Source organism: Chitinophaga arvensicola, from assembly GCF_900110835.1.
In the GTDB taxonomy this organism is placed as follows: domain Bacteria; phylum Bacteroidota; class Bacteroidia; order Chitinophagales; family Chitinophagaceae; genus Chitinophaga; species Chitinophaga arvensicola.
Window position 1 is genome coordinate 3,520,862 of sequence record NZ_FOJG01000001.1, and the last position, 26,920, is coordinate 3,547,781.

Here is a 26,920-nt window from a genome sequence, read left to right on the forward strand (position 1 = left end):
TCGCCAGGAAAAAGATCAGCTTAAACATATTTAAAAATTGATAACTATGATTAAACAATCATCGTATTGGTTTTTGCTATGCTTACTGCTTCTCTTGCCCAGTATGCTTGTTGTTGCACAGGATAGTACCGAAACCAGAAAAGATAAGCCCACCTTTCACATAGGCGGAGCCTTGCGCTTTAATTACAACCTCTCTACCTGGAAAAAAGAACAGGTAAAACGGGGTGGCGATTTCGGCTTCGATATGTTCCGTGTTAATGCAGATGCGGCGTGGAAAGGCTTATCACTGCACGCCGAATACCGCTTTTATTCGAAGGACTTTGGCGGCGCCATGCTAAAGGAAGGATACGTTCGTTATCACTTTAATGACAGCACACATATCGACATCGGCCTTACACAGGTGCCGTTTGGTAACCAGACCTACAACTCCCACAGCTGGTTCTTTAACCTGCCTTATTATGTAGGTAAGGAAGATGACTACGACATGGGGGTCAAATTTGAACGACGCAATCCCCATTGGCTTTACCAGGTCGCGTTTTTCAAGAACGCAGAGGAACTGAATTTTGGTGATAAAACAGAAATAGATCCGGGCCGTTATTCCTACGATGTAGCCGGAAGAAATAAAGAAGTAAACCAGGGAAATGTGCGCACGGAATATTTCTTTGATGCGAATAACAGTATAGGCGCTTCCGTGATGCTGGGTGGTTTGTACAACATCCCTTCAGGCAACATGGGAAGCCACTGGGCCGCTGCACTACATACCAATCTTAACTGGCGCCGGTGGAATCTCAAACTGCAGTCGATGTACTATCAATATAACGTTGCCGACTCAACGCAGTTTGAAAAAGCAATAGACATGGCGGCCTACGGCGCTGCTTACCAGGTAGCTGCCCGCAGCTTTATGCACACCGCTTCGCTGTCGTATACACAACCGGTGCATTGGGGGCCGGTCAGCACACTTACTTTCTACAACGATTACTCCTATATGCATAAACCGGAAACCGGTTTTGCAGATACACAGATGAATGTACTGGGATGTATGATCACCGCCGGGCACATCTACACTTATATAGACTGGGCCGCCGGAAAGAACCATCCATGGCTGGGTCCTGTATGGACAGAAGCCCTTGCTGCCGGAAATACGGATGCCGGATGGCATAGCCGGTTCAACATGAACATCGGCTACTACTTTTAATTATTCACCGCTACACGCTAATGGAGAAAAGATTCACCGGCAGCGGACAGCTAAACACTTTACAGATGCCTAAACTTCAAATCGATAACCTCACCCTCATCTTTGGCCGCGAACGTCAGACGGCGCTGCAACTGCTCCGGGAAGGTAAAAGCAAAGCAGACATTCTCGATGCCACCGGTTGTACCGTGGCCGTGAAGAATGCTTCGTTCCAAGTAGAAAAAGGAGAGTTCTTTGTTATCATGGGACTTTCCGGCAGTGGCAAGTCGAGTTTGCTGCGCTGCCTGAACCGCCTGATAGAGCCCACCGCCGGTGATATCCTGCTCAATGGTACCAACATCACTGCCCTCAATGAAGCGGCATTACAACAAACCCGCAGAAAGGAAATATCCATGGTGTTCCAGAAGTTCGGATTGCTGCCACATCGCACCGTTCTGGAAAATATTGCCTTTGGCCTGGAACTCCAGGGCATGGCGCCACGGGAAAGGAACGCCAAAGCCACGGAAGTAGTGGAACTGGTAGGTCTGAAGGGCTACGAACAAATGCTGCCCTCCGAACTATCCGGTGGTATGCAGCAACGTGTAGGTCTCGCACGCGCGCTGGCCAACGATCCTGAAGTATTGCTGATGGATGAGGCATTCTCTGCACTCGATCCCCTCATCCGTACCCAGATGCAGGATGAATTGCTCGACCTCCAGGAAAAAATGCATAAGACCATCATCTTCATTACACATGATCTGGATGAAGCCATCCGCCTGGGCGACCGTATCGCCATTATGAAAGACGGAGAAGTCATCCAGGTAGGTACCCCCGAAGAAATCCTCACCGCACCAGCCAATGATTATGTGTCTTCTTTCGTAGAGAAAGTAGACCGCAAAACCATTATCACTGCTTCTTCCATGATGGATACCAAACCTACCATGGCCGTATTCCGTAAAGATGGCCCGGAAGGTAGTTTGCGTAAGATGCGCGCCACCGGGCTCGACATCCTGCCGGCGGTTACGGTGGATAAACATTTCCTCGGCTTTGTGTATCTCCGCGAAGTACTGGAAGTAAAGAAACGTGGCGAACCCACCATTGAAGCCGCCATCCACCGCGATGTACCCGTGGCCTATCCGGATACTACAGTGGAGCAGATGCTCCCTTTTATCGCAGAAACAGATAAACCGGTAGCCGTAGTGGATCCGAAGAACAACAAACTCCTGGGACTTATTTCCCAGACTTCCCTGATTATTGAAACCACCGGCAATCAGCCGGTATAACTGATACGAACAAACGAAATTGATATGATTAAAATCGGAACATATATAGAACAATTCATTAACTGGCTTACCCATAACTGCGGGCCGTTTTTCAAAACGGTAAAAGTAGGTGTGGAAGCCATGGTGAACAGCGTACAATGGTTGCTCACCTTTACCCCTTTTTATGTGGTCATCGCCTTATTGGCATTGCTGGCCTGGAGGAGGGCCGGATGGGGTGTCGGGACAATGACACTGCTGGGACTCAGCCTCATCTATGGCATGGGCTACTGGGGGCAAACCATGGAAACACTGGCACTGATCCTCGTGTCTGCTGTGATTGCCCTGCTGATTGGGATTCCGTTGGGCATCTGGGCCGCAAAAAACAACACTGCCGGTAAAGTGATGCGCCCGTTGATGGACTTTATGCAAACCATGCCCGCATTCGTATACCTCATTCCTGCGGTATTATTCTTTGGCCTCGGTAAAGTCCCCGGCGTATTCGCGACCATTATTTTTGCCATGCCGCCTGCTGTGCGCTTAACCACCCTGGGCATTAAACAGGTACCGGAAGATATTGTGGAAGCCACCCGCTCTTTTGGCGCTACTTCCAGGCAGTTACTTTTTAAAGTGGAGTTGCCACTGGCTATGCCTACGCTGCTGGCTGGTGTAAACCAGACCATCATGATGGCCTTGTCGATGGTGGTGATTTCTGCGATGATCGCTGCAGGCGGACTGGGAGAAGTGGTCCTGAAAGGGATTACCCAGCTCAAAATAGGACTGGGCTTCGAAGGTGGCATCGCCGTGGTGATCCTGGCCATTATCCTGGATCGGATTACCCAGTCGTTCGGAAAGAAAAAACAACGTGCTAAACACTAAAACCATTTGATATGAAGAAATTACTTACACTCGCCCTGGCTGCACTGGTTGGCTTTACCGCCTGTAATTCCGGCAACGGCGCAGGCGAAAAGAAAATTACCATTGGCTATGTAAACTGGGCAGAAGGTGTGGCCATGACACAACTGGCCAAAAACATCCTCGAACAGAAAGGCTACACCGTAACGCTCAAAAATGCAGATGTAGCACCCATATTCGCCGCCGTGGCCGGTGGTGATGCCGATGTATTCCTCGATACCTGGATGCCCGTTACTCACCAGAATTATATGGAAACATTCGGACAAAAAGTAACCGTGCTGAATACCAACTATGAAGGCGCGCGTATTGGCCTGGTAGTACCCGACTATGTAGCTGTAAAAAGTATAGAAGAACTGAATGCAGCAAAGAAGAAATTTGATGGCCACATCGTTGGCATTGATGCCGGCGCCGGTATCATGAATAAAGCAGAACAGGCAGTGAAAGATTACGGTCTGGACTATCAGTTACAATCCTCCAGTGAAGCAGCGATGATGGCTACACTGAAAAAGAGCATCGATGAAAAACAACCGGTGGTAATTACCGGCTGGGCCCCGCATTGGATGTTTGCCCGTTACCAGCTCCGTTTCCTGGAAGATCCTAAAAAGGTGTTCGGAGAAACAGAAAAGATACAGACCATTGCCAACAATGAATTCAGTGTATCCGACACCGTAGCCGTGAATTTCTTCCGTAAGTTTCAGTTGAACAGTGAACAGTTAGGCTCCCTGATGGGCGCACTGGCCGACGCGGATGGTAAGGAAGATGCTGCTGTAAAGGACTGGATCGGTAAGAACCAGGAATTAGTGAAACAGTGGGATTAAGCGAGAGATAACAGGTGCAGTTATGCACCATCTGCCGGATAAGGAGGCTGACCATTCGTTTGGTCAGCCTCCGCTTTTTTAAATAACGCTATACTTTTTACATCTGTCAGGGAAGTTGCATCCGCTGCTGATTTCTGAAGATCACCACTTTTACCTTTTTATCTCCGTAAAAATCAGTTGCCTGTTGCAACTCTTTTACATTGCTTACATTTTTATCACCCAGCTGCAGGATCACATCTCCTGCTTTTACCGCATAGCGGAAACCGGCGGGCACAGTTACCAGGAATGCGCCTTTATCGTCCGGTAAGCCGGCAGCAGAGCGCTCTCCCAGTGTTTCAATATTTTTCACCTGTGCCCCCAGCCAGTTGCTGATGCCGGCGCCGGTAGCGGTTATGGTTTTCAGCACCGGTAGTGGTGCTTTCGCTGCCAATTTCTTCAATGCAGGCGATACTACCCCAAACTGATCCATCGGGAAGTTCCGGAAACCAATCTTCAACGCAGGTGAGCCGGGTTGTACACGGTAATCCCCTTTTGCCGGTGAAATGAATAATGGATCGCCGGAAAGGGAATGCACATCCGTGGAAGTATTCATAGCAGCTGCATCGGGAAACAGGTTGTTGTCGATGGTATCACCCCAGTATTTAATCCCGATAGGCTTGTAGCTGCTGGTCACGATATTGTGACGGAAAATATCATGACTGTTGGCAAACCATACATGCGGATGGAAGGAGTTATTGAGGATAATATTGTTTTCCACCGTGCGGAAAAAACCTTCCCGGAGTTTGAGTCCGCCGTTCAGGCATACATTACTGTAGATGTGATAATTGGAAGAACCATCGTCCAGGTCAATGTCCCAGCCATGATCACAGCGGAAACGGTTATAACGCAGCACATTGGTTTTCACGGCGTCCTGTTTTACCAGCCAGGGGTGCAGTGCCACCATGCTATCCATCATTTCCCGATCGGGGTACCACCAGCGGTCGCGTCCCCAGGAGTTGAAGGCGCCATGGTCGCCGGTTTCCAGTACGGTGTTAAATACATCATTGTATTCAATGAGGTGTCCGCCCCAGGTACCTTCACTCACGTTGATGCCTGCACGGGGAACATCATAAATGGTATTATGTGCCACCGTAATATCCATGGCCATCGAAATCTGTACACCGGCGCTTTGCTTTTCGATACGGCCGGTACGGTAGATCAGGTTATCAGAGGCGACACAGGAATCAGGGTAATTGCGGCTTTTGGGGCCCGCTGCGGTATCCATTCCTGCAAATACGGGTGATTGGTTGTATTCAAATAACGGCGCCCTCACGGCGTCCGGATTGCCCACAAAGCACACGCCACTGCCACCGGCATCATGGATATGATTACCAGTGATCGTAGCATGACGGTTATAATTGCTGACGAATACCGCATTACCGCCGTTCTGATCAAACTCACAATCCTTGATGGTGCAATGTTCGGTGCCATCCAGCAATACGGCGCCGCCCCGGTAAATGGCCCAGTCGCTTCGCAGCAGCGGCTCACGGGTATCCATAAACGTAGCATTGCTGTGAGCAAAACGTATCCCCTTCCACGTGACATCTTTCACGGGACGTGCTGCATCGCCTTTCAACACCACAATTTCAGAAAACCGGGATATCACCACTTTTGCTTTTTGTAAGTTGGTACCGGGTAATGGTTTGTAGTACAGCGTTTTATTGGCTTTGTCGTAATACCATTCCCGCGATGCATCGAGTTCTTCAAAAATATTTTCCACGAAACGGTGTTGTTCATTCATACCCATCTGCCGGTTGTTCTGATAGCCGCCTTCCAGCTGTAAAGTGCCATCTGCCTTCACCCCGGTGATGCGGTAGTGATAGCCACCCCATTCAGCGCGGTGCAGGGCATGGATATAGCCGCCTTCGGGATGCTGCCAGGTTTTTATCCTGGCGGGACTAAGGGCATCAGCAGCGGTGCCGTTAAAGTGTTTGGCACTGCTGTCGTAGTTCGGATAGCGTGCAAGGATCTGCTGCTCATTATTGATATAAAGCTGATGGAACTCAAATGGCACATCAAGTGTGGCTTTATAAATGCCGTTTTTCCAGGCAGTCCATTGCAGTTGGAGCGCTTGTCCGCCACTGATCGTGACTTGCCCGCCTTGTTTGGACGCCGCCTGGAAAGTAACAGGACCATTAAAGTAACCGGCCGTTATCAGTAAGGTGGTGTCCAAAAAATAGGTGCCTGGCTGAAACAATATATTAACACTTTTCCCAGGCTCTTTCTGCTGGTGAATATGTGCCAGGGCTATGGCGTGACTTAAACTTGTAAAAACGATCCCGCCAGACATCTTCGCCGGTGGATCAGGAGTAACTGATATCGATATAGATTTATCCGGCGTTATCTGCGCTGATAACACGGTGGTAATCTGGCATAACGCTGCTGCATATACGATACAGGTAAGGAGTTTCTTCATAACTGCTAAACGGTGAATCGTAAATATACCCGGAATAAACGGGCGGTTGTAATGAAAAATTAGCAGTTACTAGGCTAATTTTCTGCTAAAAATGCAGTAATCATTCGCTTTATATGTCATAATTTCCGGATATACAACATTGGATCACGGTTTGTTGTTATCCAAACACGTTTGATAACACAAAAAAAGGAGCAAAACAGACAGATATGAACTTGAATAATTTCACTATAAAATCGCAGGAAATACTGCAACAGGCACAACAACTGGCTTTTAATAACCAGAACCAGTCTATCGAAACAGGACATCTCCTCAAAGCCTTATTAAATGATGAGGATAGTCCGATAGAATACTTATTGAAGAAGAATGATGTAAACACATCATTTGTGAACAATAAGTTAAATGAACAGATCAACAAATACCCGCGTATGGCGGGAGGTGAAGGCGGTCAATCGCTCAGCCGCGATGCCAACAACGTCATCCTGCGTGCAGGAGCCGCTATCAAGGAATTCAAAGATGAGTTTGTAAGCGTGGAGCATTTACTGCTGGGTATCCTGGGAGGAAATGACGACACCGCCAAACTGCTGAAGGATGCAGGTTTAACCGAAAAAGGATTGAAAACCGCTATCCGCGAACTCCGTAAAGGAGATACCGTGAATTCACAAAGCGGTGGTAACCAATATAATACTTTACAGAAATACGCCAAGAACCTGAATGAAATGGCGAGGGAAGGAAAGCTTGATCCGGTAATCGGCCGTGATGAAGAGATCCGCAGAACATTGCACATCTTATCCCGCAGGTCAAAAAACAATCCTATCCTGGTAGGTGAACCAGGTGTGGGTAAAACCGCTATCGTAGAGGGACTGGGACATCGTATTATTAACGGCGACGTACCGGAAAACCTGAAATCAAAGATCATTTATGCCCTCGATATGGGTGCTTTGATGGCAGGCGCCAAATACCGTGGTGAGTTCGAAGAACGATTGAAAGGTGTAGTCAAGGAAGTAGCAGAAAGCAATGGAGAAATCATCCTCTTTATCGATGAAATTCATACGCTGATAGGTGCAGGTGCCATGGAAGGCGCTATGGACGCTGCCAACATCCTGAAACCAGCCCTGGCAAGAGGAGAACTCCGTGCCATCGGTGCTACTACCCTCAATGAATACCAGAAATATTTTGAAAAGGATAAAGCCCTGGAACGTCGTTTCCAGAAGGTATTGGTAGATGAACCTTCCGTAGAAGATGCCATCTCCATTTTACGTGGACTGAAAGAAAAGTATGAAAGTCATCACCACGTACTGATCAAAGACGAAGCAATTATTGCAGCGGTAGAATTATCGCATCGCTATATCACCGACCGCTTTTTACCGGACAAGGCGATTGACCTGATCGATGAAAGTGCAGCTAAGTTGAGACTGGAAATGAACTCCATGCCGGAAGAACTGGATGAACTGGAAAGAAGGATCCGTCAGCTGGAAATTGAAAGGGAAGCGATTAAAAGAGAAAACGATGAAGACAAGCTGCGCGAACTTGGAGAAGAGATCGCCCGTTTGGGTGAAGAAAGAAACACCTTCAAGGCGAAATGGCAGGCAGAAAAAGAAGTGGTAGACCAGATTCAGAATGCCAAATCAGCCATTGAAAACCTGAAGCTGGAAGCCGAGCAGGCAGAGCGTAACGGTGACTTCGGCCGTGTGGCAGAGATCCGTTATGGTAAAGTAAAGGAACAGGAAAAACTGGTTACAGATCTGACAGAAGAACTGAATACAATATCTGCTAATCACAAACGTCTTCTTAAAGAAGAAGTAGACGCAGAAGATATCGCGGAAAACGTGGCGAAAGCAACCGGTATCCCGGTATCAAAGATGATGCAGAGTGAGAAGGATAAATTACTCCACCTGGAAGATGAACTGCATCAGCGCGTAATAGGTCAGGAAGAAGCGATCATCGCCGTATCTGACGCTATACGCCGCAGCCGCGCAGGATTGCAGGATCCGCGCAGACCTATCGGTTCCTTCATCTTCCTGGGTACGACTGGTGTCGGTAAAACAGAGCTGGCGAAAGCGCTGGCAGAATACCTGTTTGACGATGAAAACATGATGACCCGTATAGATATGAGTGAATACCAGGAGAAACACTCTGTGAGCCGCCTGGTAGGAGCGCCTCCGGGATATGTAGGATATGATGAAGGTGGTCAGCTGACAGAAGCTGTACGCCGCAAACCATACTCTGTGATCCTGCTGGATGAAATTGAAAAAGCACACCCGGACACCTTTAACATTTTGTTACAGGTACTGGATGATGGCCGCTTAACCGATAACAAGGGCCGTGTAGTGAATTTCAAGAACACCATTATCATTATGACCAGTAATATGGGAAGCCATATTATCCAGGAAAATTTTGAAAACATTAACGACGGTAACCGTGATGAAATCGTAGATAAGACGAAAGATGAAGTGATGACACTGCTGAAACAAACGATCCGTCCGGAGTTCCTGAACAGGGTAGATGAGGTGATTATGTTCCAGCCATTAATGAGAAGTGAGATTAAAGGAATAATTAACATTCAGTTACAACAACTGAAGGATATGGTAGCTAAAAATGGCATGATATTGGAATTTTCAGACTATGCGTTAGAGTATCTTTCTGTACAGGGTTACGACCCGCAGTTTGGTGCAAGACCGCTGAAACGCCTCATCCAGAAGGAAATCATTAACCTGTTAAGTAAGAAGATCCTGGCAGGTGATATTGATAAATCCAAACCCGTGCTGATCGATGTGTTTGATGGCGTAGTGGTAATCAGAAACAATTAATTCTAAATACGACGATACATAGTTAACGATAAGCCCCGCGATTCTTCGCGGGGCTTTTTTATGTGTGGATCACTTTCGTTAAATTTGAATGAATCAAAAAATTAACCATATGGCCGGAGAAAGAGAAAGACGATTTATGCAGCATGCCATCGCGTTGTCGCGCAAGGGGATGGAGAATGGTGACGGCGGTCCTTTTGGGGCCATTGTTGTGAAAGGAGAGGAGATCATCGGGGAGGGGTGGAACCAGGTGCTGGCAGATACTGATCCTACAGCACATGCGGAAGTGGTGGCTATTCGCCAGGCTTGCCGCAAACTGGGTAGTTTTCAGCTGGAAGGTTGTGAAATTTACACGTCCTGCGAACCTTGCCCGATGTGCCTGGGCGCTATTTACTGGGCGCGGCCGCAGCGGGTGTATTATGCGAACACAAAGGAAGATGCTGCCGCGATTGACTTTGATGATTCGTTTATTTACCGGGAGATAGGGGTGGATCATGCCGATAAGAAAATTCCACTGATTGCTTTGCCGGATAAGGAGGCATGGGAAGTTTTCCGGAGATGGAAAGAAATGGGGGACAAAAAGCTTTACTGATTTATACGTGTAAAAAAAATGCAGCGGAGTTTTTCCGCTGCATTTTTTGTCACTATCTTCTCAGGGAGAAATGGTAAGCCCAGAACAATGCGAGTAATAAGAAAAGTATACAGAGAATAATAACGACCAGGGAAATATAAGTATCCGATTTTCTCCTGGTGCGGTAGCGTTTACGTAATTTTTTAAGAAGACTCCATTTCATTTCAATGATCCATCCGGGAATCTTCTCCTTTTCTTTTATGGCAGACAATCCTTCCAGAGCATCGCTGCAAAGCTCACAGTCGGACAGGTGCATTTCTACTTCATGTTGTTCTTCCGCAGTCAGCTTCCCCTGCACATAGTCCAGCAGCTGCTGTTGCGTAGGACAGCTTGTAGTTACAAAAATATCGTTGAAATGCTCGTTCATATCACTATTGATGCAAATTAACTTTTGTTTGCGCGTTGTTGTTTTTCCAGTAAAAGTTTCAGGTTTCTCTTTCCATTCTGGATATAGCTCTTAACCTGAAGCAGGCTATATCCGGTTTGATCAGCAATTTCCTGATAGGATTTCTTTTGCAGGTAAAACAGTTCCACACAGATCCTTTGTTCCGGGTTTAGCTGGCTCATAGCCAGTTCCATATTTTCCAGCAAGATATCCTTTTCCTGGTACACCTGTTTATCTTCGGTATCAGCGGCGATACCTCCCATATGTTTATCGGAAATTTCCTCTTTGTATTTCAGGTGTTTCTGTCTCAATTGCATGAGGCAATAATTCTTTGTTACCTGGTAGATCCAGGCCCGGAAATATTGTATTTCATGTTTATTGATGTCAGATAACATCTTGAGAAAGATTTGCTGTACCGCATCGCGTGCGTCCTCTTCGTTTTTGAGGTACTTCATGCACATACCCAGCAAAAGCAGGGCATACCGGTCGAAAAGCACACCTATCCAATCACTGTTGTTATCAGCTTTGAACCGTTGCAGTAGCTCCTGGTCTGTTAGTTGTTGTATGTCTGGATTATTCACAGGCTAAATAAAATGGAATGCTGCATATCAGATGCAGCATTCCGCAAAAATCCATAAATATTTTGATATTTTATTTTTTACATACCATCTAAGGCTTGCTGGGCGCTATTTTTCAGGGAGCCATCCATGCGGATCACCTCTTTAAACATACGACGGGCCTTTCCCATCTGGCCTTTGCTGCGATAACAGATAGCCAGCTGATAGCGTGCCATCTCTACGTATTTGCCGGAGCTCACCGATTCAATTCTTCTGTAGCGGTCGATGGCTTCGCTGAGGTTGCCCTGTTGCTGGTATACCATGGCTGCTTTGTAGAGATATTCGTCGCTGTTGATAGCGGTAGACTCTCTTTTAGCGGGTTCCGGATCTGGTGCCTTCTCTTTTTCTTTGGGAGCGGCGGCCGTTTCCGGTTTGGGGTCTGGTTTCTTATCTTCTGTTTTGTCCTTGTCTTTCTGACTGGCTTTATCGGCTGCTTCTTTTTTCAGGGAATCGGCCTGTTTTTGCAGGAGTGCCTGTTTGTGGATGCTGTCTGCTACATGTTTCTTCTGCAGCGCTTTCAGCGCAGCCGCTTTTTTAATGGCAGCAGAATCCGGATGTACGGGTGTTACTGCCGGTTTTAGCGGTGTCTCTGTTTTAGCAGCAATTACCGGCGTTGCAGCCACTTCGTGTGTAGCCGCCGGTGTAGGTGTAACCACGGGTACATTGGTGGCTACGTTTTCACGTGCAGAGTCCACGGGTGGTACGGAAGCTGCCATGAACCGGATGGGAGGCTGATTCCGCATATGTCCTCTGAGTACATACACGCTACCCACGCCCAACCCGATGAAGGCGGCGATCCAGAAGTACACCAGCATGTGTTCCTTATTCTTTTCCTTGCGGGTATATTGCGCTACTTTATGTACATGTGAAACCGGCTGTATGCTGTTTTGCACATAGCGTTGCAGTTTACCGGTAAGGTCATGGTATTGATCGGTATTGTCCTGTTTTTCCAATGCCTGCAGCGCATCATAACACAGATCACAGTCTGTGAGATGTTGTTCTACCAGATGTCTTTCCACGTCTGTTAATCTTCCTTCCATATACCGGGGCAGCTGATCTTTGCTGAGGCAGCGGATGGAGGAGAAGATCTTCAGTACTTTCTCATTATTCGGTTTGTTACTTAGCATATCCCTGATTCATAAATAGCTTGGCAAGTTTTCCTTTGGCGGCTTTCAGTTGTGTTCTTAACTTTTCCCTGGACAGCCCGGTACTGGCTGTGAGGTCGGCAAAGGATTTATTTTCAAGATAAAATTGCGTAAGGAGTGCACTATCGTCTGCATTTAGTCGCTGTAAAGCCTGTTCGAGCCTTACAATGAGATCCTGACGGTCAATTATATTGGTGGCGGCTTTATCTACGGTATTTTCTATATGCAGCAGGTCCCTGCCATCGCGTGAAGGATAGAAGGGGGTATTTTTTTCTGGTTTACCCAGGTATCCTTTCTGTATATGTAAGATCCATTCATTGGCTTTGTAGATGGTCTGCGTTTTAAGGCTGGCATTTAGCCGTTGCAGCAGGGCGGGAAAAACAACGTTGGGGTCGAGGTTGGATTGGTTATTCAGATAAGGCATTGTTACAGCAACCAGTAAATGACTGTACCTGTCCATCAATACGCCTTCCGCCTCGCGGTCATGTTGTTTCCTGGCGCGGGATATTAGCTCTTTATCTGATAAATTGGTTAACTGTTGTTGCATAAACTTATTACTTTATATTTACGTACAAAAGCGGAAAAAGTTCATTTAGCGCATAAGATTATTGAATAATAAAATGGATTTATACAATTAATATGCCATACGCCATTGTCATTGTGCCAGTTGCGCCATTACGGAGTGCGGCCTCACATAAAAGCGAAATGATTTCCCAGTTGTTATGGGGAGCGGGGGTGGAAATCACCGAAACGGCTCCCGATGGCTGGGTAAAAGTGAAAAACCAGTACGACGATTATACAGGATGGGCTACTGCCGCCCATCTGGAAATAATATCCGATGCTTTATACCTGGCACCGCCCGCGTTTTACCTTCCGGGTTGGGTGAACCGGGTACGGATGAATGACCAGTTGATGCAGGTGCCTTTTGGCTGCCTGGTGAAGAGCAACAGCAATACTTCCACGCAGTGGGGAAATATTACCGTAAAATTCGAAGATCAACTGCTTCCTTTTCCGGTATCCGGGGAGGTAGATGTTACCGCCTTAAAGAGCGCCGCATGGCAATTTTTGAATACGGGTTATCTCTGGGGTGGCGTCAGTGTATTCGGTACAGACTGTTCTGGTTTTACACAAAATGTATTTAAGTTGTCCGGTATTTCTTTGTGGCGCGATGCTTATCAGCAGGCAGCCCAGGGAAACACGGTTGATTTTTTGCAGGAAGCCCGGCTGGGGGATCTGGCCTTTTTCGATAATGAAGAAGGACGAATCACACATGTGGGGATCCTGCTGAATGACCACGAAATTATTCATTCTTCCGGAAAGGTACGGATAGATCCGATAGATAACCAGGGAATCATTAATGCTGATACCGGCTTACGGACGCACCGGCTACGGATTATCAAAAGATATTTTTAGGCAGCAGGTAGCTTACGGAATCGCATTTCAGCGGTGCGTAAGCGGCTGAAATGCGTACGGAATACGTTTAAACAAAAAAGCAGCGAAGAGAAGACCCTTCGCTGCTTTTTTGTTTAAAGCTACGATTTAGCTCTGTTTGAAGATCTTGCGGTAGTCGTCGAAGCTCTTCAGAATAATTTCTTTTGCTTTCTCTTTGTTCTGGAATTCTTCTACCACAACGGTTTTCTTTTCCAGTTTTTTATATTCTTCGAAGAAATGACGCATTTCATCGATGAAGTGAGGAGGCAGTTCGCTGATATCGTTGATATAGTTTACGCTCATGTCGTTGGCTGCTACGGCAATGATTTTATCATCTGCTTCGCCACCATCAATCATTTGCATAACGCCGATGATTTTAGCATCGATGATACACATTGGTACGCATTCTATCTGGGAGATCACCAGGATATCCAGTGGATCATGGTCATCGCAGTAAGATTGTGGAATAAAACCATAGTTGGCAGGATAGTAAACGGAAGAATATAAAACGCGATCCAGTTTCAGCAAGCCGCTTTCCTTATCCAGTTCGTATTTAGCTCGGCATCCCTTTGGAATCTCTATAATTGCATTTACAACATTTGGCACTTCAGAGCCGGGACTCACACTGTGCCAGGGATTTGTCATCATAATAATCTACTTTACTTTAAGGTTTATTGTTCAATATTGGCTTAATGTTGAAAAGTGAATAAAGTATTCACCTCACTTTTCATGAAGATATGGTCAGGTTTCCGGTAAGTAAAAACAGGAAGTGAGCCACACATCAAATCATTAATGCGTGGCAAAATTAAGGGAACTAGCCGTTAATAGCTAAAAATTATCCCTTCCTTTTTTGTGTAAAATGTAAAAGGAGGTGTAATTATTAGTTGCGGTTACCATCAGATGCGCTGTCGATCAATATGGGCGTACCATTCAGAGAGTCGCCGGTAACGCCGGTAGAATCGATGTAGGTCCTGGCACCACCGGTTTGCGGTGTGTAGTTGGGGATGATGCTGTCGAAGGTCAGGGAAATTTTCCACTGTCCGTTCTCTCTTACCATCTGTAGTACTTCTTTCTGGTGGGCGGATGAGTTCAGAATAGTGACAGCGGCTTTGTCGCCGTTTTCCTCTATGTTGACTACCTCAATCCTTGCATTTTTAATCTTTTCTCTTTCGGCGCCACTGCGGCGGCCGTCAAAGATGGCATAGATCTGTAATACCTGTTGGGATTCTTTGGTGGCATAATCCCTTGCCTGGTCGTAGTTCGAATCCTGAATCGCATGCATAAACGCCAGCGCTACCTCTTCTGGGGAAGCCCTTTTCTTACAACTGCCTAACAGCACGGTTGTAATCAATGCCAGTGTCATGATTCGAAAAAAATTGGTCATGCGGTCGATAAATTATAATATATCACAACAAAAATAGGGGTAAACTTCAATTCTGCAAAGTCAATCAGCTATAGCACAATACATTCACAGGCTTCCGGACTGAATGTTTCCCTTGGATAAAAACAGGTGAACTTACGGCAATCGCCGTTAACAAAGAGTTAAATATTTAGATAATTGCTATTTTGATAGCCGGTTATTGCCGGAACAGGAAACCTGCCCTGGTCAATAACCAATATCAAAATAGCAATCGTCTTATGCTTTATTTGTCTTTATTGGCGTCGTAAGCCCTGATGATGGCTTTCACCAGTCTGTGTCTTACCACATCCTCTTCATCCAGTTCCACATGCCCGATGCCTTCAATATTACGAAGGATGCGGGTAGCCCTTTCCAGACCGGATTGCTGATTTTTGGGTAAATCTATCTGCGTCAGGTCACCGGTGATGATGGCCTGGGCAGAGGCGCCGATACGGGTTAGAAACATCTTGATTTGCAGGTCAGTGGCATTTTGCGCTTCATCCAGGATAATAAAGGAATTATCCAGGGTACGTCCACGCATATACGCCAGTGGTGCAATTTCAATGACGCGGTTGGTCATGTAGTAGCTCAGCTTTTCTGCAGGGATCATATCATCCAGCGCATCGTACAACGGCCGGAGATACGGATCGATCTTTTCCTTCAGATCTCCCGGTAAAAAACCAAGGCTTTCGCCGGCTTCAACCGCAGGACGCGTCAGGATGATCTTTTTTACTGCCTTGTTTTTGAGTGCACGAACTGCCAAAGCTACGGCGGTATAGGTTTTACCGGTACCGGCAGGACCTATGGCGAAGATAATGTCGTTCTTTTCTGCCAGCGCCACCATCTTTTTCTGATTGGATGTACGCGCCCTTACCGTTCTGCCGTTGGGTCCAAACACCAAAACTTCATTGGGGTTACGCTCGCTGAAATGATCGATTTTTGTGCCTTCCTCATCTCCCAGAATCTGTTCAAAATAGTTCTCTGTCAGGTTACCGTTCCGTTCCAGGTATTTAACGATCTGACCGATTTTTTCCTCCGCTGTAGCCACTTCTTCCGGTGCCCCACTCAATTTTAACTGGGTGCCCCTGGACAGGATCTTAAGCAATGGGAATTTCTTTTTCAGCAGATCAAGCTTTCCGTTGTTAACACCGAAAAACTCTATGGGATTAATACTGTCTAAATTGATGATGGATTCAGTCAATGATTCTACGATTTAATTGTCCAGGAAATGATCGGTATTTTTCAATCCGAATATATTTAATTCTTGTACAACCTGGAAGACGCAATTGTTAAGCTATCACTAAATTCTGTACCCGTTCTGTTTGAAGGATTCAACTTTAGCGGCGATATCCTTGTTACTTAAAGCGAAGATACGCGCGGCCAGAATGGCTGCATTCTTAGCACCCGCTTTTCCTACTGCCAGTGTACCTACCGGTAAACCCGCAGGCATCTGCACAATTGAATACAGGGCATCAATACCACCTGGTAAACCACCATCTAAAGGAACTCCAAGAACAGGCAGCGAAGTGTAAGCTGATACTACTCCCGGTAAGGCTGCTGCCATGCCCGCTGCGGCAATAATTACGCCAAAACCCTTTTCCTGAGCGGTTACACACAATTCTCTAACTTTATCAGGATTGCGGTGAGCAGAAGCCACGATCATTTCACTTTCAATACCGAAATACTGTAAATGTTTTTGTGATTCTTCCATTACAGGCTTATCACTCTCGGAACCCATGATAATCAAAACTTTCATCTGATGATATTTTTTAAATTATAATATAATAAAGTTATCCCAAAGATATTGATCGTTTGACAATTTTAGAAAACTCAAAATCCACAACGCGTGGATAAATCATCCCCCGATCCTATCTATCCCCCTGTTCATTCTACGTTAGCAGGGAATTGCCCTTTATCCAACATTTTATTACTTTTACCTGCCTAATAGTGTTTTTTATTATATAATGCCTACTTTAGGCGTTTCCTGACACAACGATTTTAGATTCTGCTATCATATGAATGTAGTTATGCTGGAACAGCATTACAGCCACTTACAGCATCTTGAAACCGCTATTAATGCCTTTGCACTCTCTGTTACGATGGATGCAGCGGGGACGGTGACTGCGGTTAATACGCAGGTGATAGCCGCATTGCAGCCATCAGCCGGTCCGCATACCGGTGTTCCTTTTACCCGGCTCTTCCGCCCGGCCCACGATGCACATTGGCAGGATACCTGGCAACAACTCACCGAAGGCAAACCGGTACAGGAACAACTCTGCTTTTATATACACGATTCCGACACCCCTCTCTGGCTGGAAGCAGGCATCACCCCTTTCTTCAGCCAGGATGGCCAGTTCACCCACTGCCTGCTCATCGGCATCGATATTACCGCCCGCAAACTCACGGAAATCAAACGCACCCAGCATGAAGTATACTACGGCCAGGTGCTCGAAAACCTTCCACTGGGGCTGCAACAATTCTCCCCGGAAGGCGATAACATGGACATGAACAACCGGCAGCGGGAAATATGGGGAAATCAACATGCTTTCTTTACCAAGCCAGGCTATAAATGGCTGCAGGATCCGTTTTACCGGCTCAACGGACTCGCCGGTATGTTTGAGGAAGCCCGTAAAACCGGCAAAACCATCAAACGGGAAATACTGCTCAGCTACCGCGAAAAACACCTCGAAAACGTGACCCGGCTTTACCCGGTTTACTTTGAGGCCACGATCTTTCCGCTCACAGATCAGCAGCGGAATATGGTCAATATCTTCCTGATACTGGATGATATCACCGAGAAAAAAATATCGGAACTCAGTCTCCAGAAAAGCGAACGACTGCTCGACAATATCATCGAAAACCTCCCCATCGGGTATATACAGTTTGATAATTTCGGTTTTATCCGCCGGATCAATCAGACCCAACGCTTTTTCTTTAATTCCCCGCATCCCGCTATGCGTCAGCCTTTCAACGTGATGAACGATGAACTGGCCACCATGTTTGAACTGGACAAACTATTTATCCAGGCACTGGAGGAAAACAAATCGCTGCGCGTGGAAAAACGCATCGACTTTTCTCAGGACAAACGCTGGACTACCGTAGGACGGGAAGTATACCTGGATCTGACCGTGTTTCCGGTGATAGAGCCGGTCGACAAGGAAATGATCGTAGTAGCGCTGGTGAATGATATCACCGATAAAAAACTGCAGGAACTGGAAAACAGGAAGAACCAGGAATTCCTGCAGCAAACCGGCAGCATCGGTAAAATAGGCGGCTGGGAAATGGATATCGACAGCGGAAAAGTACGCTGGACCGATCAGGCCTATGCCATCCACGACTGCCCGGAAGAAGAGGATATCAACGTAGACAAAGCCATGGCGTACTACACGCCGGAAGCCCGGGAAGTGCTGGAGCAACTGATGCAGCAATGTATGGATACCGGGAAGCCTTTTGATGCGCAACTCACCATCATCACTACGCAACAGCAGGTAAAACGGGTGCGGTCCATCGGGCAGCCAGGGTATGTAGACGGCCGCCTGGTACGCATGTACGGCGTGGTACAAGATATTACCGAGCAACTGGAAATCCGGGATGCACTGACCCGCAATACAGAACTGATGCGGCTTTTCTTTGATACCATCGATATGGGGTACGCCGCCATGGAGAAAACAGGTAACCTCAATTTCCTGAACCGGAAGGCAGAGAAAATGATCGGTCACCCGGTAGCAATAGGCGCCAATATCTTCGAAGAATTCCCCCGCCTCAGTGGTACCGTGTTTTATGCCCGCCTGCAGGAATGTATCCTGCAACAGGCCTCCCAATCGTTCGGGATCTATTTCCCGGGGGTAGACAAATGGTATGACTTCCTGCTTACCCCGATGCAGGATGGCGGTATTTCTGTGTTTATGCGCGATATTACCGACAGCCGTAAACTGCAGAAAGAGTTACGCAAAGCCAACGAGCAGCTGTCCAATCTGAATAAGAACCTGGTGAACCAGAATAAGCAGCTGGAAGACTTTGCCCATATCACCTCACATAACCTGCGGGCGCCCATTGCCAACCTGAAGGCGCTGATGCAGATGCACAATGAGGCATCCGCACAGCAGGAGCGGGATCTTTACCTGGGCATGGTGCATGAGGTGATCAAGAAGATCGATGAAACGCTGAACGACCTGGTGGAAGTGGTGCAGATCCGGAAAGATGTGAATGTGGAGAAGGAAAAACTGTTGTTTGCGGAGCGCTTACAAAAAGTGCGTGATATTTTACTGGTAGATATAGAAACCAGCAATATCCAGATCACCTATGACTTTGATGAGGAGCCCGTATTAGAATATCCGAGGGTATACCTGGATAGTATTTTACAGAACTTCATCACGAATGCCATCCGGTACCGTTCTTCAGAACGTACGCCGGCACTGCATTTGCGCACCTGGAAAGAGAACGATCATATTTATCTCAGTGTACAGGACAATGGTGTGGGAATAGATATGGAGCGGTTTGGCAACAAGCTTTTCGGCTTCAGAAAGACTTTTCACAAGAATAAAGACGCGAAGGGAATTGGCTTGTTCATTACAAAAACCCAGGTAGAAGCAATGGGTGGAAGTATAAGGGCAGAAAGTCATCCTGGAGAGGGTACCAAATTTATTATTACTTTTAGATCAGAATAAACCCCCTTTATGAAGTTGATCAATACGATTTTTATTGTAGATGATGACCCGATTCACCAGCAGATTGCTAAAATCATGATCGAACGTCAGGCTATCAGCAGTCATATCCGCGTATTTTCGGATGCGCAGGATGTGCTGGATCTGCTCCGGGAGCATGCAGGAGAGGCGCAGGCTTTGCCGGATCTTATTTTGCTGGATCTGAATATGCCTGTGATGGATGGCTGGGAGTTCCTGGAAGAATATGCTGTTTTCCATGATCAGCTGCCTAAGCAAATCCGGATCTTTGTACTGACTTCCTCTATTGATGAAAAGGACAGAGAGCGTGTAAATGCTTATAATTTTGTTACAGGATACCTCACCAAGCCATTATCCAAGGAAATTATTGCGCACTTGTCTTAAGTGCGTGGATGGTTTTTTCAGGATCGGCAGCAGAGAAGATAGCGCTGCCAGCTACTAACACATTTGCGCCTGCCTGGATGAGTTGTCCGGCGTTTTCGGTACCTATGCCGCCATCTACCTCGATGAGCGCGTGCGCATGATTGTCGGTGATCAGCCGTCTCAGTTGCCTGATTTTCTGATAGGTTTGTTCGATAAAGGTTTGTCCGCCGAAGCCTGGGTTTACGCTCATGACTAATACCACATCAATATCCCGGATCACATTTTCGAGCATGCCTACCGGTGTGTGCGGATTAAGCGCTACGCCGGCTTTCATGCCAAGCCCCTTGATCTGCTGTATATTCCGGTGGAGGTGGATACAGGCTTCGAGGTGAACGGTGAGAATATCAGCGCCGGCTTTTTTGAAATCGGCTGCGTATTTTTCAGGTTCTTCGATCATCAGGTGTACATCGCAGGGTTTCTGAGCTTTCTTCTTGATTTGTGCGATGACCGGCAGGCCGTAGCTGATATTAGGGACAAACCGTCCATCCATGACATCCAGGTGGAACCAGTCGGCTTCGCTGCGGTTCACCATGTCCACTTCTTTTCCCAGTTCCAGGAAATTCGCTGCCAGTAAAGATGGCGCCACTAAAACAGGATGATTTTCCAAGTGATGTATTTTTGAGTAATGTAAATTTAAGTAATTACGGGTTCAATCTTTTCAGGGCCGCTGTTGCTTCTTTAAAGTCTTTTTTAAAGGAAGATGCCTTTGTATAGTCTTCAATAGCCAGCGCTTTATTCCCCAGTTGCTCCTGTATGGTAGCGCGGTAGTAGTACGCCCAGGCATCTGTGGGAGCTGATTTTGCTGCAAGATTATAATAGGTATACGCCGTTTTCCAGTCTTTTTTACTGCTGTAAATTTTCCCGAGTGCCAGGTAAGCGGCTTCAAATCCGGGATCAGCCACAATACACTGACGGTAGGTATTGAGTGCCGCCGCCTCATTACCCAGTTCTTCCTGGAATTGTGCGGCTTCATATAACGGATAGGCGTTTGTGGTATCGAGCCGCCATGCCTGCTGGTAATAATTCAGTGCTGCCGGTGCTTTGCGGCTGCGCAGCAGATCGCCGAGTTCCATTACCGCTTCAAATTCCGGTTGCGGACCGGCGGCATGAATCGCGGAAGTAAGGTGACGGATGGCGGTAACAGTATCCTGTTTATCTTCTGCCATGCGGGCTTTCAGGTAAAAGGCCTTATCGCGGGCATCGGTCGTTTGGGCGAGCACGTTAGCCAGGCTATCTGCGGCTTCGTATTGTTTATTTTCTATCAAAGCAGTGGCCAGTCTGTATTGCAGGTACGTATAGCCGGGCGCGGTATTCAATGCCTGGCGGAAGTTGGCGGCTGCTTTTTTGTAATCATTGACGATGAGAGCAGCTTCACCTGCGCCGGCCCAATAATCGGTATTGGCGGGCATGAGCGCCGCTGCTTTTTCAAAATCGCTCTGTGCCAGCGCAGGATTGGTATTAAACAACAGCAAAGCGCGGTGGTAATAGAGTTCCGGGTTATCCGGGAATTGCCGGATGGAATCCGTTACCGGGCGGATAATATCGCTGTTTAATACGGAGTCCGGACCGTTGGCCGTTGTTTGCTGGCGGGTGCCGGCATTATTATTACATGCCAGGGCACCCATGAATAACAGGAGGATAGGTAAATACTTCATACTGGCGCCAAAACTACAGAATCATTACCGCATTAACCAGTTTTTGAAAGCAGCATAGTCGGTTGTCAGCAGGGTAGCCTGTTTTTCCTTACCATATAACGACATCACTTTGGCGGGCGTATATATTTCCTCGCGGATGGCCTTTGGAGCGGTATCTTCAAATTTTACCGGGTGAGCGGTTTCCAGGAAAACGCCGGTCAGTTCCGGGGCGTGTTCGAGGTAACGTTGCAGTCCCATGAAGCCTACAGCGCCGTGTGGATCGAGCATGTAATGGTTTTCTTTCCATACCTGTTCCATGGTGCGGACAGTATCTTTATCGTTGAAGCTATAGGCGGTCAGTTTTTCCGACAGGGAAGGCAGGCTGTTGCCGAACAGTTCCAGGATGCGCACAAAATTGCTGGGATCTGCCACATCCATGGCATTGGAGAGGGTAGGTTGTGCCTTGGCTGGTTCATATTTGCCATTGGCCATAAAACGGGGCACGGTATCATTGATATTGGTTGCCGCCACAAAATGCGATACGGGCAAACCCATAGCAGCGGCCATCATACCCGCGCAGATATTACCGAAATTGCCACTGGGAACGGAAAATACCAGTTTCGGATGTGCGGCTTTCATTTGTTTATAGGCCAGGAAATAATAAAACATCTGCGGTAACCAGCGGGCTACATTGATAGAATTGGCGCTGGTGAGCGGACGGCGGGACTGCAGTTCTGCATCGAGAAAAGCGGTTTTCACCAGCTGCTGACAATCATCGAAGGTGCCTTGTATTTCCAGGGCATAAATATTATTGCCGAGTGTAGTCAGTTGTTTTTCCTGGAGCGTACTTACTTTATTGGAAGGGTAGAGGATCACCACTTCTACACCGGGAACATTGTAAAAACCACTGGCTACGGCGCCGCCGGTATCGCCGGAGGTGGCCACCAGTACGGTAACGGGTTCGGTGCTGTTGCGGCGGAAGTAGCCTAGGCAGCCGGCCATAAAGCGGGCGCCTACATCTTTAAAGGCAAGGGTAGGGCCATGAAACAGTTCCAGCGCGTAGGTATGACCGGTTACTTTCTGTACAGGAAAAGGAAAGTGTAAGGTATCTTTTACGATCTTTTTTAACGCTTCTTCGGGTATTTCATCGCCTACAAACGGGCTGATTACTTTCAATCCGATCTCGTGATCCGTATAGTCGTGCAGGTGAGTAATGAAATCGTTGTCCAGCTTTGGTATCTTTTCCGGAAAATATAATCCCCTGTCTGGTGCCAATCCCTGAACTACTGCTGTTTCAAAATTTACCTGGTGTTGTTTGTTCTGTAAGCTGAAATACTGCATGAATAAAACGTTGTTAATTGGTTAGTCAATCACTTTTACACCTTCGGTGTTAATCTGGGAAACGTAGATTTTATAATCCACGCCAAGTGGTGCGTAAACGCTATCCATTGTGGCCGCTACTTTGCGGGCATTTTCTTCTCCTTTACTGAGCATAAAAACAGAGGGGCCGGATCCGGAGATACCACCACCCAAAGCGCCGGCTTCACGGCATTTGAGTTTCAGTTCATGGAAGGCGGGGATCAGGATGGAGCGGATGGGCTCTACGATAACGTCTTCCAGGGAGCGGGCTATCAGTTCATAGTCGTTTTGGTAAAGGCCTGCTACGAGTGCTCCCACGTTACCCCACTGCCGGATGGCATCTGTCATCAGTATTTTTTGTTTCAATATTTCACGGGCATCGGAAGTTTTCACTTCTATCTGTGGATGTATCACGGTTACCCACAGTTCTTCCGGAGTATGCAGGGTGGTAATATCCAGGGGCCGGTAGCTTCTCACGAGGGTAAAACCGCCGAGAATGGCCGGGGCTACGTTGTCGGCATGGGCGGAGCCGCAGGCCAGTCTTTCCCCTTCCATGGCAAAGCGTACCAGTTGTTTTTTGGTAAACGGTTCACCCAGCAAATGGTTCACACCTACTACTGCACCGGCGCTGCTGGCGGCGCTGGAGCCGATACCGCTGCCCGGGTGGATCTTTTTAAAGATTTCTATTTCAATGCCTATATCAGGGCGCTCATATTTCTGCAACAGGGCCTGAACGGCTACACCGGCAACATTACGGGATGTTTCCAGGGGCAGGTCAGCGCCATGGATGGCAGTAATGCGGATACCGGGTTCGCTGCTCCTACGGAGAATCATCTCATCGCCCGGCGCATTGAGGGCCAGGCCGATTACATCGAAGCCACAGGCTACATTGGCCACTGTTCCCGGTGCAAATACTTTTATACTATCCATATCACCTTTAAGTTAGTTTAATTTAATAATTGATTGTCAGGATTGCAACACTATTCATGTAAAGTTTACAATCTGGCGCTGCGGATGATGTCTGCAAAGATGCCGGAAGCCGTTACATCTGCGCCCGCACCGGCTCCTTTCACGATCAGCGGCTGGTCTTTATAGCGGCTGGTGGTATACAGCACGATATTATCTTTTCCTTCCAGTTTGAAGAACGGGTGATCTGGTGCCACGCTTTGCAGCCCTACGGAGGCTTTGCCATCTTCATAGCGGGCCACGAACTTCAGGCGCTTGCCTTCAGCGTCAGCGGCTTCGCGCAGGCCCTGGAAGTGACCGGCATGTGTATCCAGCTCTTCATAGAAAGCAGGAACAGAAGGGGCATCGAGGCATTCGGCCGGGAGGAAGGAGTAGTTGGTAATTTCGTCCATCTCAATGGCAGCGCCACTTTCCCTTGCCAAGATGAGGATCTTTCTCATCACGTCTTTTCCACTCAGGTCTATGCGTGGATCCGGTTCGGTATAACCTTCGTCCTGTGCGGCTTTCACGACTTCGCGGAAGCTGGTGCCATTCAGGAAATGGTTGAATACAAAGTTGAGACTGCCGGAGAGCACGGCTTCGATGCTGTGTACCTTATCGCCGCTTCGGATCAGGTCATTCAGGGTATTGATGACCGGTAGTCCGGCGCCCACATTGGTTTCAAACAGGAAAGAGGCGTTGTACTTGCGTGCCAGGTCTTTCAGCTGTTTATAATAGGCATAGTCGGAAGAGCAGGCAATTTTATTGCAGGTCACTACGGAGATACCGTGTTGCAGGAATTCGTGGTATACGGCGGCGATGTCGCTGCTGGCGGTATTGTCCACGAATACGCTGTTACGCAGGTTCAGTGCTTTGATCTGCTGTACAAAGCCGGCGGTCGACAGCTGCTGGCCCTGCTGCAGTTGCTCGCGCCAGTTGTCCAGTGCAATACCGGTGTCGCTGATGAGGGTATGCTTACTGTTGGCCAGTCCGATGACGCGGATCTGCAGGCCCAGTTCATGCTGGAGGTAATGTTGCTGTTGTTGCAGTTGTTCCAGTAGTTTGCTGCCTACATTACCTGCACCGGCGATGAAGAGGTTCACCTGTTTCAGCGGTGTTTCAAAAAAGGTTTCGTGCATTACGTTTAGCGCTTTTTTGATATCGGCTTTGTTGATGACAGCAGAAATATTTTTTTCGGTAGATCCCTGTGCGATGGCTCTTACGTTTACCCCATTTCTGCCCAGGGTGCCGAAGAGTTTACCGCTGGTGCCATGATGGTTTTTCATTTTATCTCCCACTACGGCTACGATGCAAAGGTCTTTTTCCACGAGGAGGGGTTCGATCCGTTTTTCGTTTATTTCCTGTGAAAACTCGCTATCGACGGCAGTTTTGGCTTTCAGCATATCTGCTTCATGGATCCCTACGGTGATAGAGTGTTCAGAAGAGCTCTGGGTGATCAGGATGACGTTGATGCGTTCCCGTAAGAGTGATTCAAACAGTCGTTTGGAGAAGCCGGGTATACCGACCATGCCGCTTCCTTCGAGGGTGAGCAGGGCGATGTGCGGGATACCGGAGATGCCGGTTACCGGGAAACTGCGGTCGGCGCTGTCCTGGATCAGGGTACCGTGATCTTCGGGGGCAAAAGTATTTTTGATCCAGATGGGAATGCGTTTGCTCATTACCGGCTGGATGGTAGGCGGGTAAATAACTTTGGCGCCGAAGTGCGACAGTTCCATGGCTTCCACATAAGAGATGTGGGAGATCGGAATGGCCTGGGATACGATGCGGGGGTCTGCGGTCATCATGCCGCTTACATCTGTCCAGATATCCAGCACTTCTGCGTTAACGGCGGCGGCAACGATAGCGGCGGTGTAGTCGGAACCGCCACGGCCCAGGGTAGTGGTTTCGCCATCGGCGGTAGCGGCTACAAAGCCGGGTAATACTACATAGTCGGCGGGCGACTGTGCGAAGTACTGTGTAATATGATGATTGGTGGCAACAAAATTAACGGCGGCGTGGCCAAAGTGGTTATCGGTAACGATTAGTTCGCGGCTGTCTTTGCAGGTGGCGGAGAAGCCTTGTTGTTTCAGCTTTTCAGCTACGATCACGCAGGACATCAGTTCGCCGTAGCTCATGATTTTATCGAGGGTGCGGGGACTGAGTTCTGCTACCTGGAAGATGCCATCGCAGAGGTTTTCGAGGGCATTCAATTTTTTCTTCAGCTGGCTGATCTGGCCACTCTGTGCGGTGATAGGGAACAGTTCGCGGATGGTATCCAGGTGCCTGGATTCTATTTCCTGCAATATGGTTTTATAGTCTTCGTTACCTTGTTCTGCGAGTTGTCCGCAGCGTATAAGCTTGTCCGTTACTCCGCCAAGTGCAGAAACGACAATGGCATATTTACCGGCAGGTTTATGTTGTTTGAGGATGTTGCAAACCTTGTCTATTGCTTTGGCGCTTCCTACTGAAGTGCCGCCAAATTTTAATACTTGCATATGGAAAATTTATACGTAGAGAACTCCGGGACCTCCCGGTTATGTACCACCCTTGTGGTCGTTGGATCATATGTGAAAACTAACCCCGCAGTGGGGTTGTAATAATGGTGGTCGTTGTCGCCATAGTGCCCGCGTTCTGCCTGGAGGCAGAAGTAGAAGAGAATTGATATGTGTAGAACGGTATCACTATTGAAATATGACGATTGTGTAACAAAAGTCTACAATTACACTGGTAAATAAAAGCGCAGTGTCTATTTTTAGAAATGTTTTAAAATTATGCCATTTTGTTAGTTTATATGATTGTAATAATTGTTTTTTGTGAATGGAATTCAATATAATGCATGGAAAGCAA

Annotated in this window: 23 protein-coding genes; 9 read left to right on the plus strand and 14 right to left on the minus strand. The window is 47.6% G+C overall.

Features of this window, described 5'->3' with window-relative positions; genetic code table 11:
• Nucleotides 1-103: 103 nt before the first annotated feature.
• The 4 genes from BMW79_RS14575 to BMW79_RS14590 all read left to right on the plus strand — a co-directional run bounded on the left by BMW79_RS14575 (nucleotide 104) and on the right by BMW79_RS14590 (nucleotide 4,163).
• Nucleotides 104-1,195 carry a hypothetical protein gene (locus tag BMW79_RS14575; protein ID WP_218150314.1) on the plus strand — a complete coding sequence of 364 codons (1,092 nt, stop codon included), beginning with the start codon at nucleotides 104-106 and terminating at the stop codon, nucleotides 1,193-1,195.
• A gap of 65 nt (nucleotides 1,196-1,260) precedes the next feature.
• The gene (locus tag BMW79_RS14580) at nucleotides 1,261-2,454 is read left to right on the plus strand and encodes a quaternary amine ABC transporter ATP-binding protein (protein ID WP_089896896.1); all 1,194 of its coding nucleotides are present in this window, start codon (nucleotides 1,261-1,263) and stop codon (nucleotides 2,452-2,454) included.
• A gap of 24 nt (nucleotides 2,455-2,478) precedes the next feature.
• Nucleotides 2,479-3,309 carry an ABC transporter permease gene (locus tag BMW79_RS14585; RefSeq protein ID WP_089895940.1) on the plus strand — a complete coding sequence of 277 codons (831 nt, stop codon included), beginning with the start codon at nucleotides 2,479-2,481 and terminating at the stop codon, nucleotides 3,307-3,309.
• 11 nt (nucleotides 3,310-3,320) lie between these two features.
• Nucleotides 3,321-4,163, plus strand: a complete 843-nt coding sequence (locus tag BMW79_RS14590) for a glycine betaine ABC transporter substrate-binding protein (protein WP_089895942.1) — start codon at nucleotides 3,321-3,323, stop codon at nucleotides 4,161-4,163.
• A 106-nt stretch (nucleotides 4,164-4,269) separates the two neighbouring features.
• Here the strand turns inward: BMW79_RS14590 and BMW79_RS14595 are convergent, their stop codons facing one another.
• Complete coding sequence (locus BMW79_RS14595) at nucleotides 4,270-6,618, minus strand: PDZ domain-containing protein (protein ID WP_089895944.1); 2,349 nt, start codon at nucleotides 6,616-6,618, stop codon at nucleotides 4,270-4,272.
• 206 nt (nucleotides 6,619-6,824) lie between these two features.
• Here BMW79_RS14595 and clpB point away from each other — a divergent pair, with 206 nt between their 5' ends.
• Together clpB and BMW79_RS14605 are read left to right on the plus strand one after the other, a co-directional pair.
• A complete protein-coding gene (gene clpB, locus BMW79_RS14600; protein ID WP_089895946.1) occupies nucleotides 6,825-9,425 on the plus strand; it encodes an ATP-dependent chaperone ClpB in 2,601 nt (866 codons plus the stop codon).
• 109 nt (nucleotides 9,426-9,534) lie between these two features.
• Nucleotides 9,535-10,014: a nucleoside deaminase gene (locus BMW79_RS14605; RefSeq protein WP_089895948.1), complete on the plus strand. Its 480-nt coding sequence runs from the start codon at nucleotides 9,535-9,537 to the stop codon at nucleotides 10,012-10,014.
• Between the two features lie 52 nt (nucleotides 10,015-10,066).
• On the opposite strand, the gene BMW79_RS14610 is transcribed toward BMW79_RS14605, so the two are convergent.
• The 4 genes from BMW79_RS14610 to BMW79_RS14625 all read right to left on the minus strand — a co-directional run bounded on the left by BMW79_RS14610 (nucleotide 10,067) and on the right by BMW79_RS14625 (nucleotide 12,747).
• Nucleotides 10,067-10,420 (minus strand): anti-sigma factor family protein, encoded by a 354-nt coding sequence (locus tag BMW79_RS14610; protein WP_089895950.1) that lies wholly within the window; start codon nucleotides 10,418-10,420, stop codon nucleotides 10,067-10,069.
• A 17-nt stretch (nucleotides 10,421-10,437) separates the two neighbouring features.
• Nucleotides 10,438-11,019 carry an RNA polymerase sigma factor gene (locus tag BMW79_RS14615; RefSeq protein WP_089895952.1) on the minus strand — a complete coding sequence of 194 codons (582 nt, stop codon included), beginning with the start codon at nucleotides 11,017-11,019 and terminating at the stop codon, nucleotides 10,438-10,440.
• Nucleotides 11,020-11,096: 77 nt separating this feature from the next.
• On the minus strand, nucleotides 11,097-12,182 hold the full coding sequence (locus tag BMW79_RS14620) for a tetratricopeptide repeat protein (RefSeq protein ID WP_089895953.1): 1,086 nt from the start codon (nucleotides 12,180-12,182) through the stop codon (nucleotides 11,097-11,099).
• Nucleotides 12,172-12,747 carry an RNA polymerase sigma factor gene (locus BMW79_RS14625; RefSeq protein WP_089895955.1) on the minus strand — a complete coding sequence of 192 codons (576 nt, stop codon included), beginning with the start codon at nucleotides 12,745-12,747 and terminating at the stop codon, nucleotides 12,172-12,174. The genes BMW79_RS14620 and BMW79_RS14625 overlap by 11 nt, the downstream gene beginning before the upstream one ends.
• A gap of 92 nt (nucleotides 12,748-12,839) precedes the next feature.
• Here BMW79_RS14625 and BMW79_RS14630 point away from each other — a divergent pair, with 92 nt between their 5' ends.
• The gene (locus BMW79_RS14630) at nucleotides 12,840-13,613 is read left to right on the plus strand and encodes a C40 family peptidase (RefSeq protein ID WP_089895957.1); all 774 of its coding nucleotides are present in this window, start codon (nucleotides 12,840-12,842) and stop codon (nucleotides 13,611-13,613) included.
• Between the two features lie 126 nt (nucleotides 13,614-13,739).
• Here BMW79_RS14630 and BMW79_RS14635 read toward each other — a convergent pair whose 3' ends face one another.
• The 4 genes from BMW79_RS14635 to purE form a co-directional block, all read right to left on the minus strand.
• Nucleotides 13,740-14,279, minus strand: coding sequence for an inorganic diphosphatase (locus BMW79_RS14635; RefSeq protein ID WP_218150315.1), 540 nt, complete (start codon nucleotides 14,277-14,279; stop codon nucleotides 13,740-13,742).
• A gap of 232 nt (nucleotides 14,280-14,511) precedes the next feature.
• Entirely contained in the window at nucleotides 14,512-15,015 is a 504-nt protein-coding gene (locus tag BMW79_RS14640) for a nuclear transport factor 2 family protein (RefSeq protein WP_089895961.1), read from the minus strand.
• Between the two features lie 259 nt (nucleotides 15,016-15,274).
• Nucleotides 15,275-16,231 carry a PhoH family protein gene (locus BMW79_RS14645; protein ID WP_089895962.1) on the minus strand — a complete coding sequence of 319 codons (957 nt, stop codon included), beginning with the start codon at nucleotides 16,229-16,231 and terminating at the stop codon, nucleotides 15,275-15,277.
• A 99-nt stretch (nucleotides 16,232-16,330) separates the two neighbouring features.
• Complete coding sequence (gene purE, locus BMW79_RS14650) at nucleotides 16,331-16,786, minus strand: 5-(carboxyamino)imidazole ribonucleotide mutase (protein WP_089895964.1); 456 nt, start codon at nucleotides 16,784-16,786, stop codon at nucleotides 16,331-16,333.
• 259 nt (nucleotides 16,787-17,045) lie between these two features.
• Here purE and BMW79_RS14655 point away from each other — a divergent pair, with 259 nt between their 5' ends.
• Both BMW79_RS14655 and BMW79_RS14660 read left to right on the plus strand, forming a co-directional pair.
• Entirely contained in the window at nucleotides 17,046-19,697 is a 2,652-nt protein-coding gene (locus BMW79_RS14655) for a PAS domain-containing sensor histidine kinase (RefSeq protein WP_089895966.1), read from the plus strand.
• 9 nt (nucleotides 19,698-19,706) lie between these two features.
• Nucleotides 19,707-20,096 carry a response regulator gene (locus BMW79_RS14660; protein WP_089895969.1) on the plus strand — a complete coding sequence of 130 codons (390 nt, stop codon included), beginning with the start codon at nucleotides 19,707-19,709 and terminating at the stop codon, nucleotides 20,094-20,096.
• Here BMW79_RS14660 and rpe read toward each other — a convergent pair.
• The 5 genes from rpe to thrA form a co-directional block, all read right to left on the minus strand.
• On the minus strand, nucleotides 20,077-20,742 hold the full coding sequence (gene rpe, locus BMW79_RS14665) for a ribulose-phosphate 3-epimerase (RefSeq protein ID WP_089895971.1): 666 nt from the start codon (nucleotides 20,740-20,742) through the stop codon (nucleotides 20,077-20,079). The genes BMW79_RS14660 and rpe overlap by 20 nt on opposite strands.
• Before the next feature lie 34 nt (nucleotides 20,743-20,776).
• The gene (locus tag BMW79_RS14670) at nucleotides 20,777-21,790 is read right to left on the minus strand and encodes a tetratricopeptide repeat protein (protein ID WP_089895973.1); all 1,014 of its coding nucleotides are present in this window, start codon (nucleotides 21,788-21,790) and stop codon (nucleotides 20,777-20,779) included.
• Between the two features lie 24 nt (nucleotides 21,791-21,814).
• A complete protein-coding gene (thrC, locus tag BMW79_RS14675) occupies nucleotides 21,815-23,110 on the minus strand; it encodes a threonine synthase (protein WP_089895975.1) in 1,296 nt (431 codons plus the stop codon).
• Nucleotides 23,111-23,131: 21 nt separating this feature from the next.
• Nucleotides 23,132-24,058, minus strand: coding sequence for a homoserine kinase (locus tag BMW79_RS14680; protein WP_089895978.1), 927 nt, complete (start codon nucleotides 24,056-24,058; stop codon nucleotides 23,132-23,134).
• Nucleotides 24,059-24,123: 65 nt separating this feature from the next.
• Complete coding sequence (thrA, locus tag BMW79_RS14685; protein ID WP_089895979.1) at nucleotides 24,124-26,568, minus strand: bifunctional aspartate kinase/homoserine dehydrogenase I; 2,445 nt, start codon at nucleotides 26,566-26,568, stop codon at nucleotides 24,124-24,126.
• Nucleotides 26,569-26,920 lie beyond the last annotated feature (352 nt).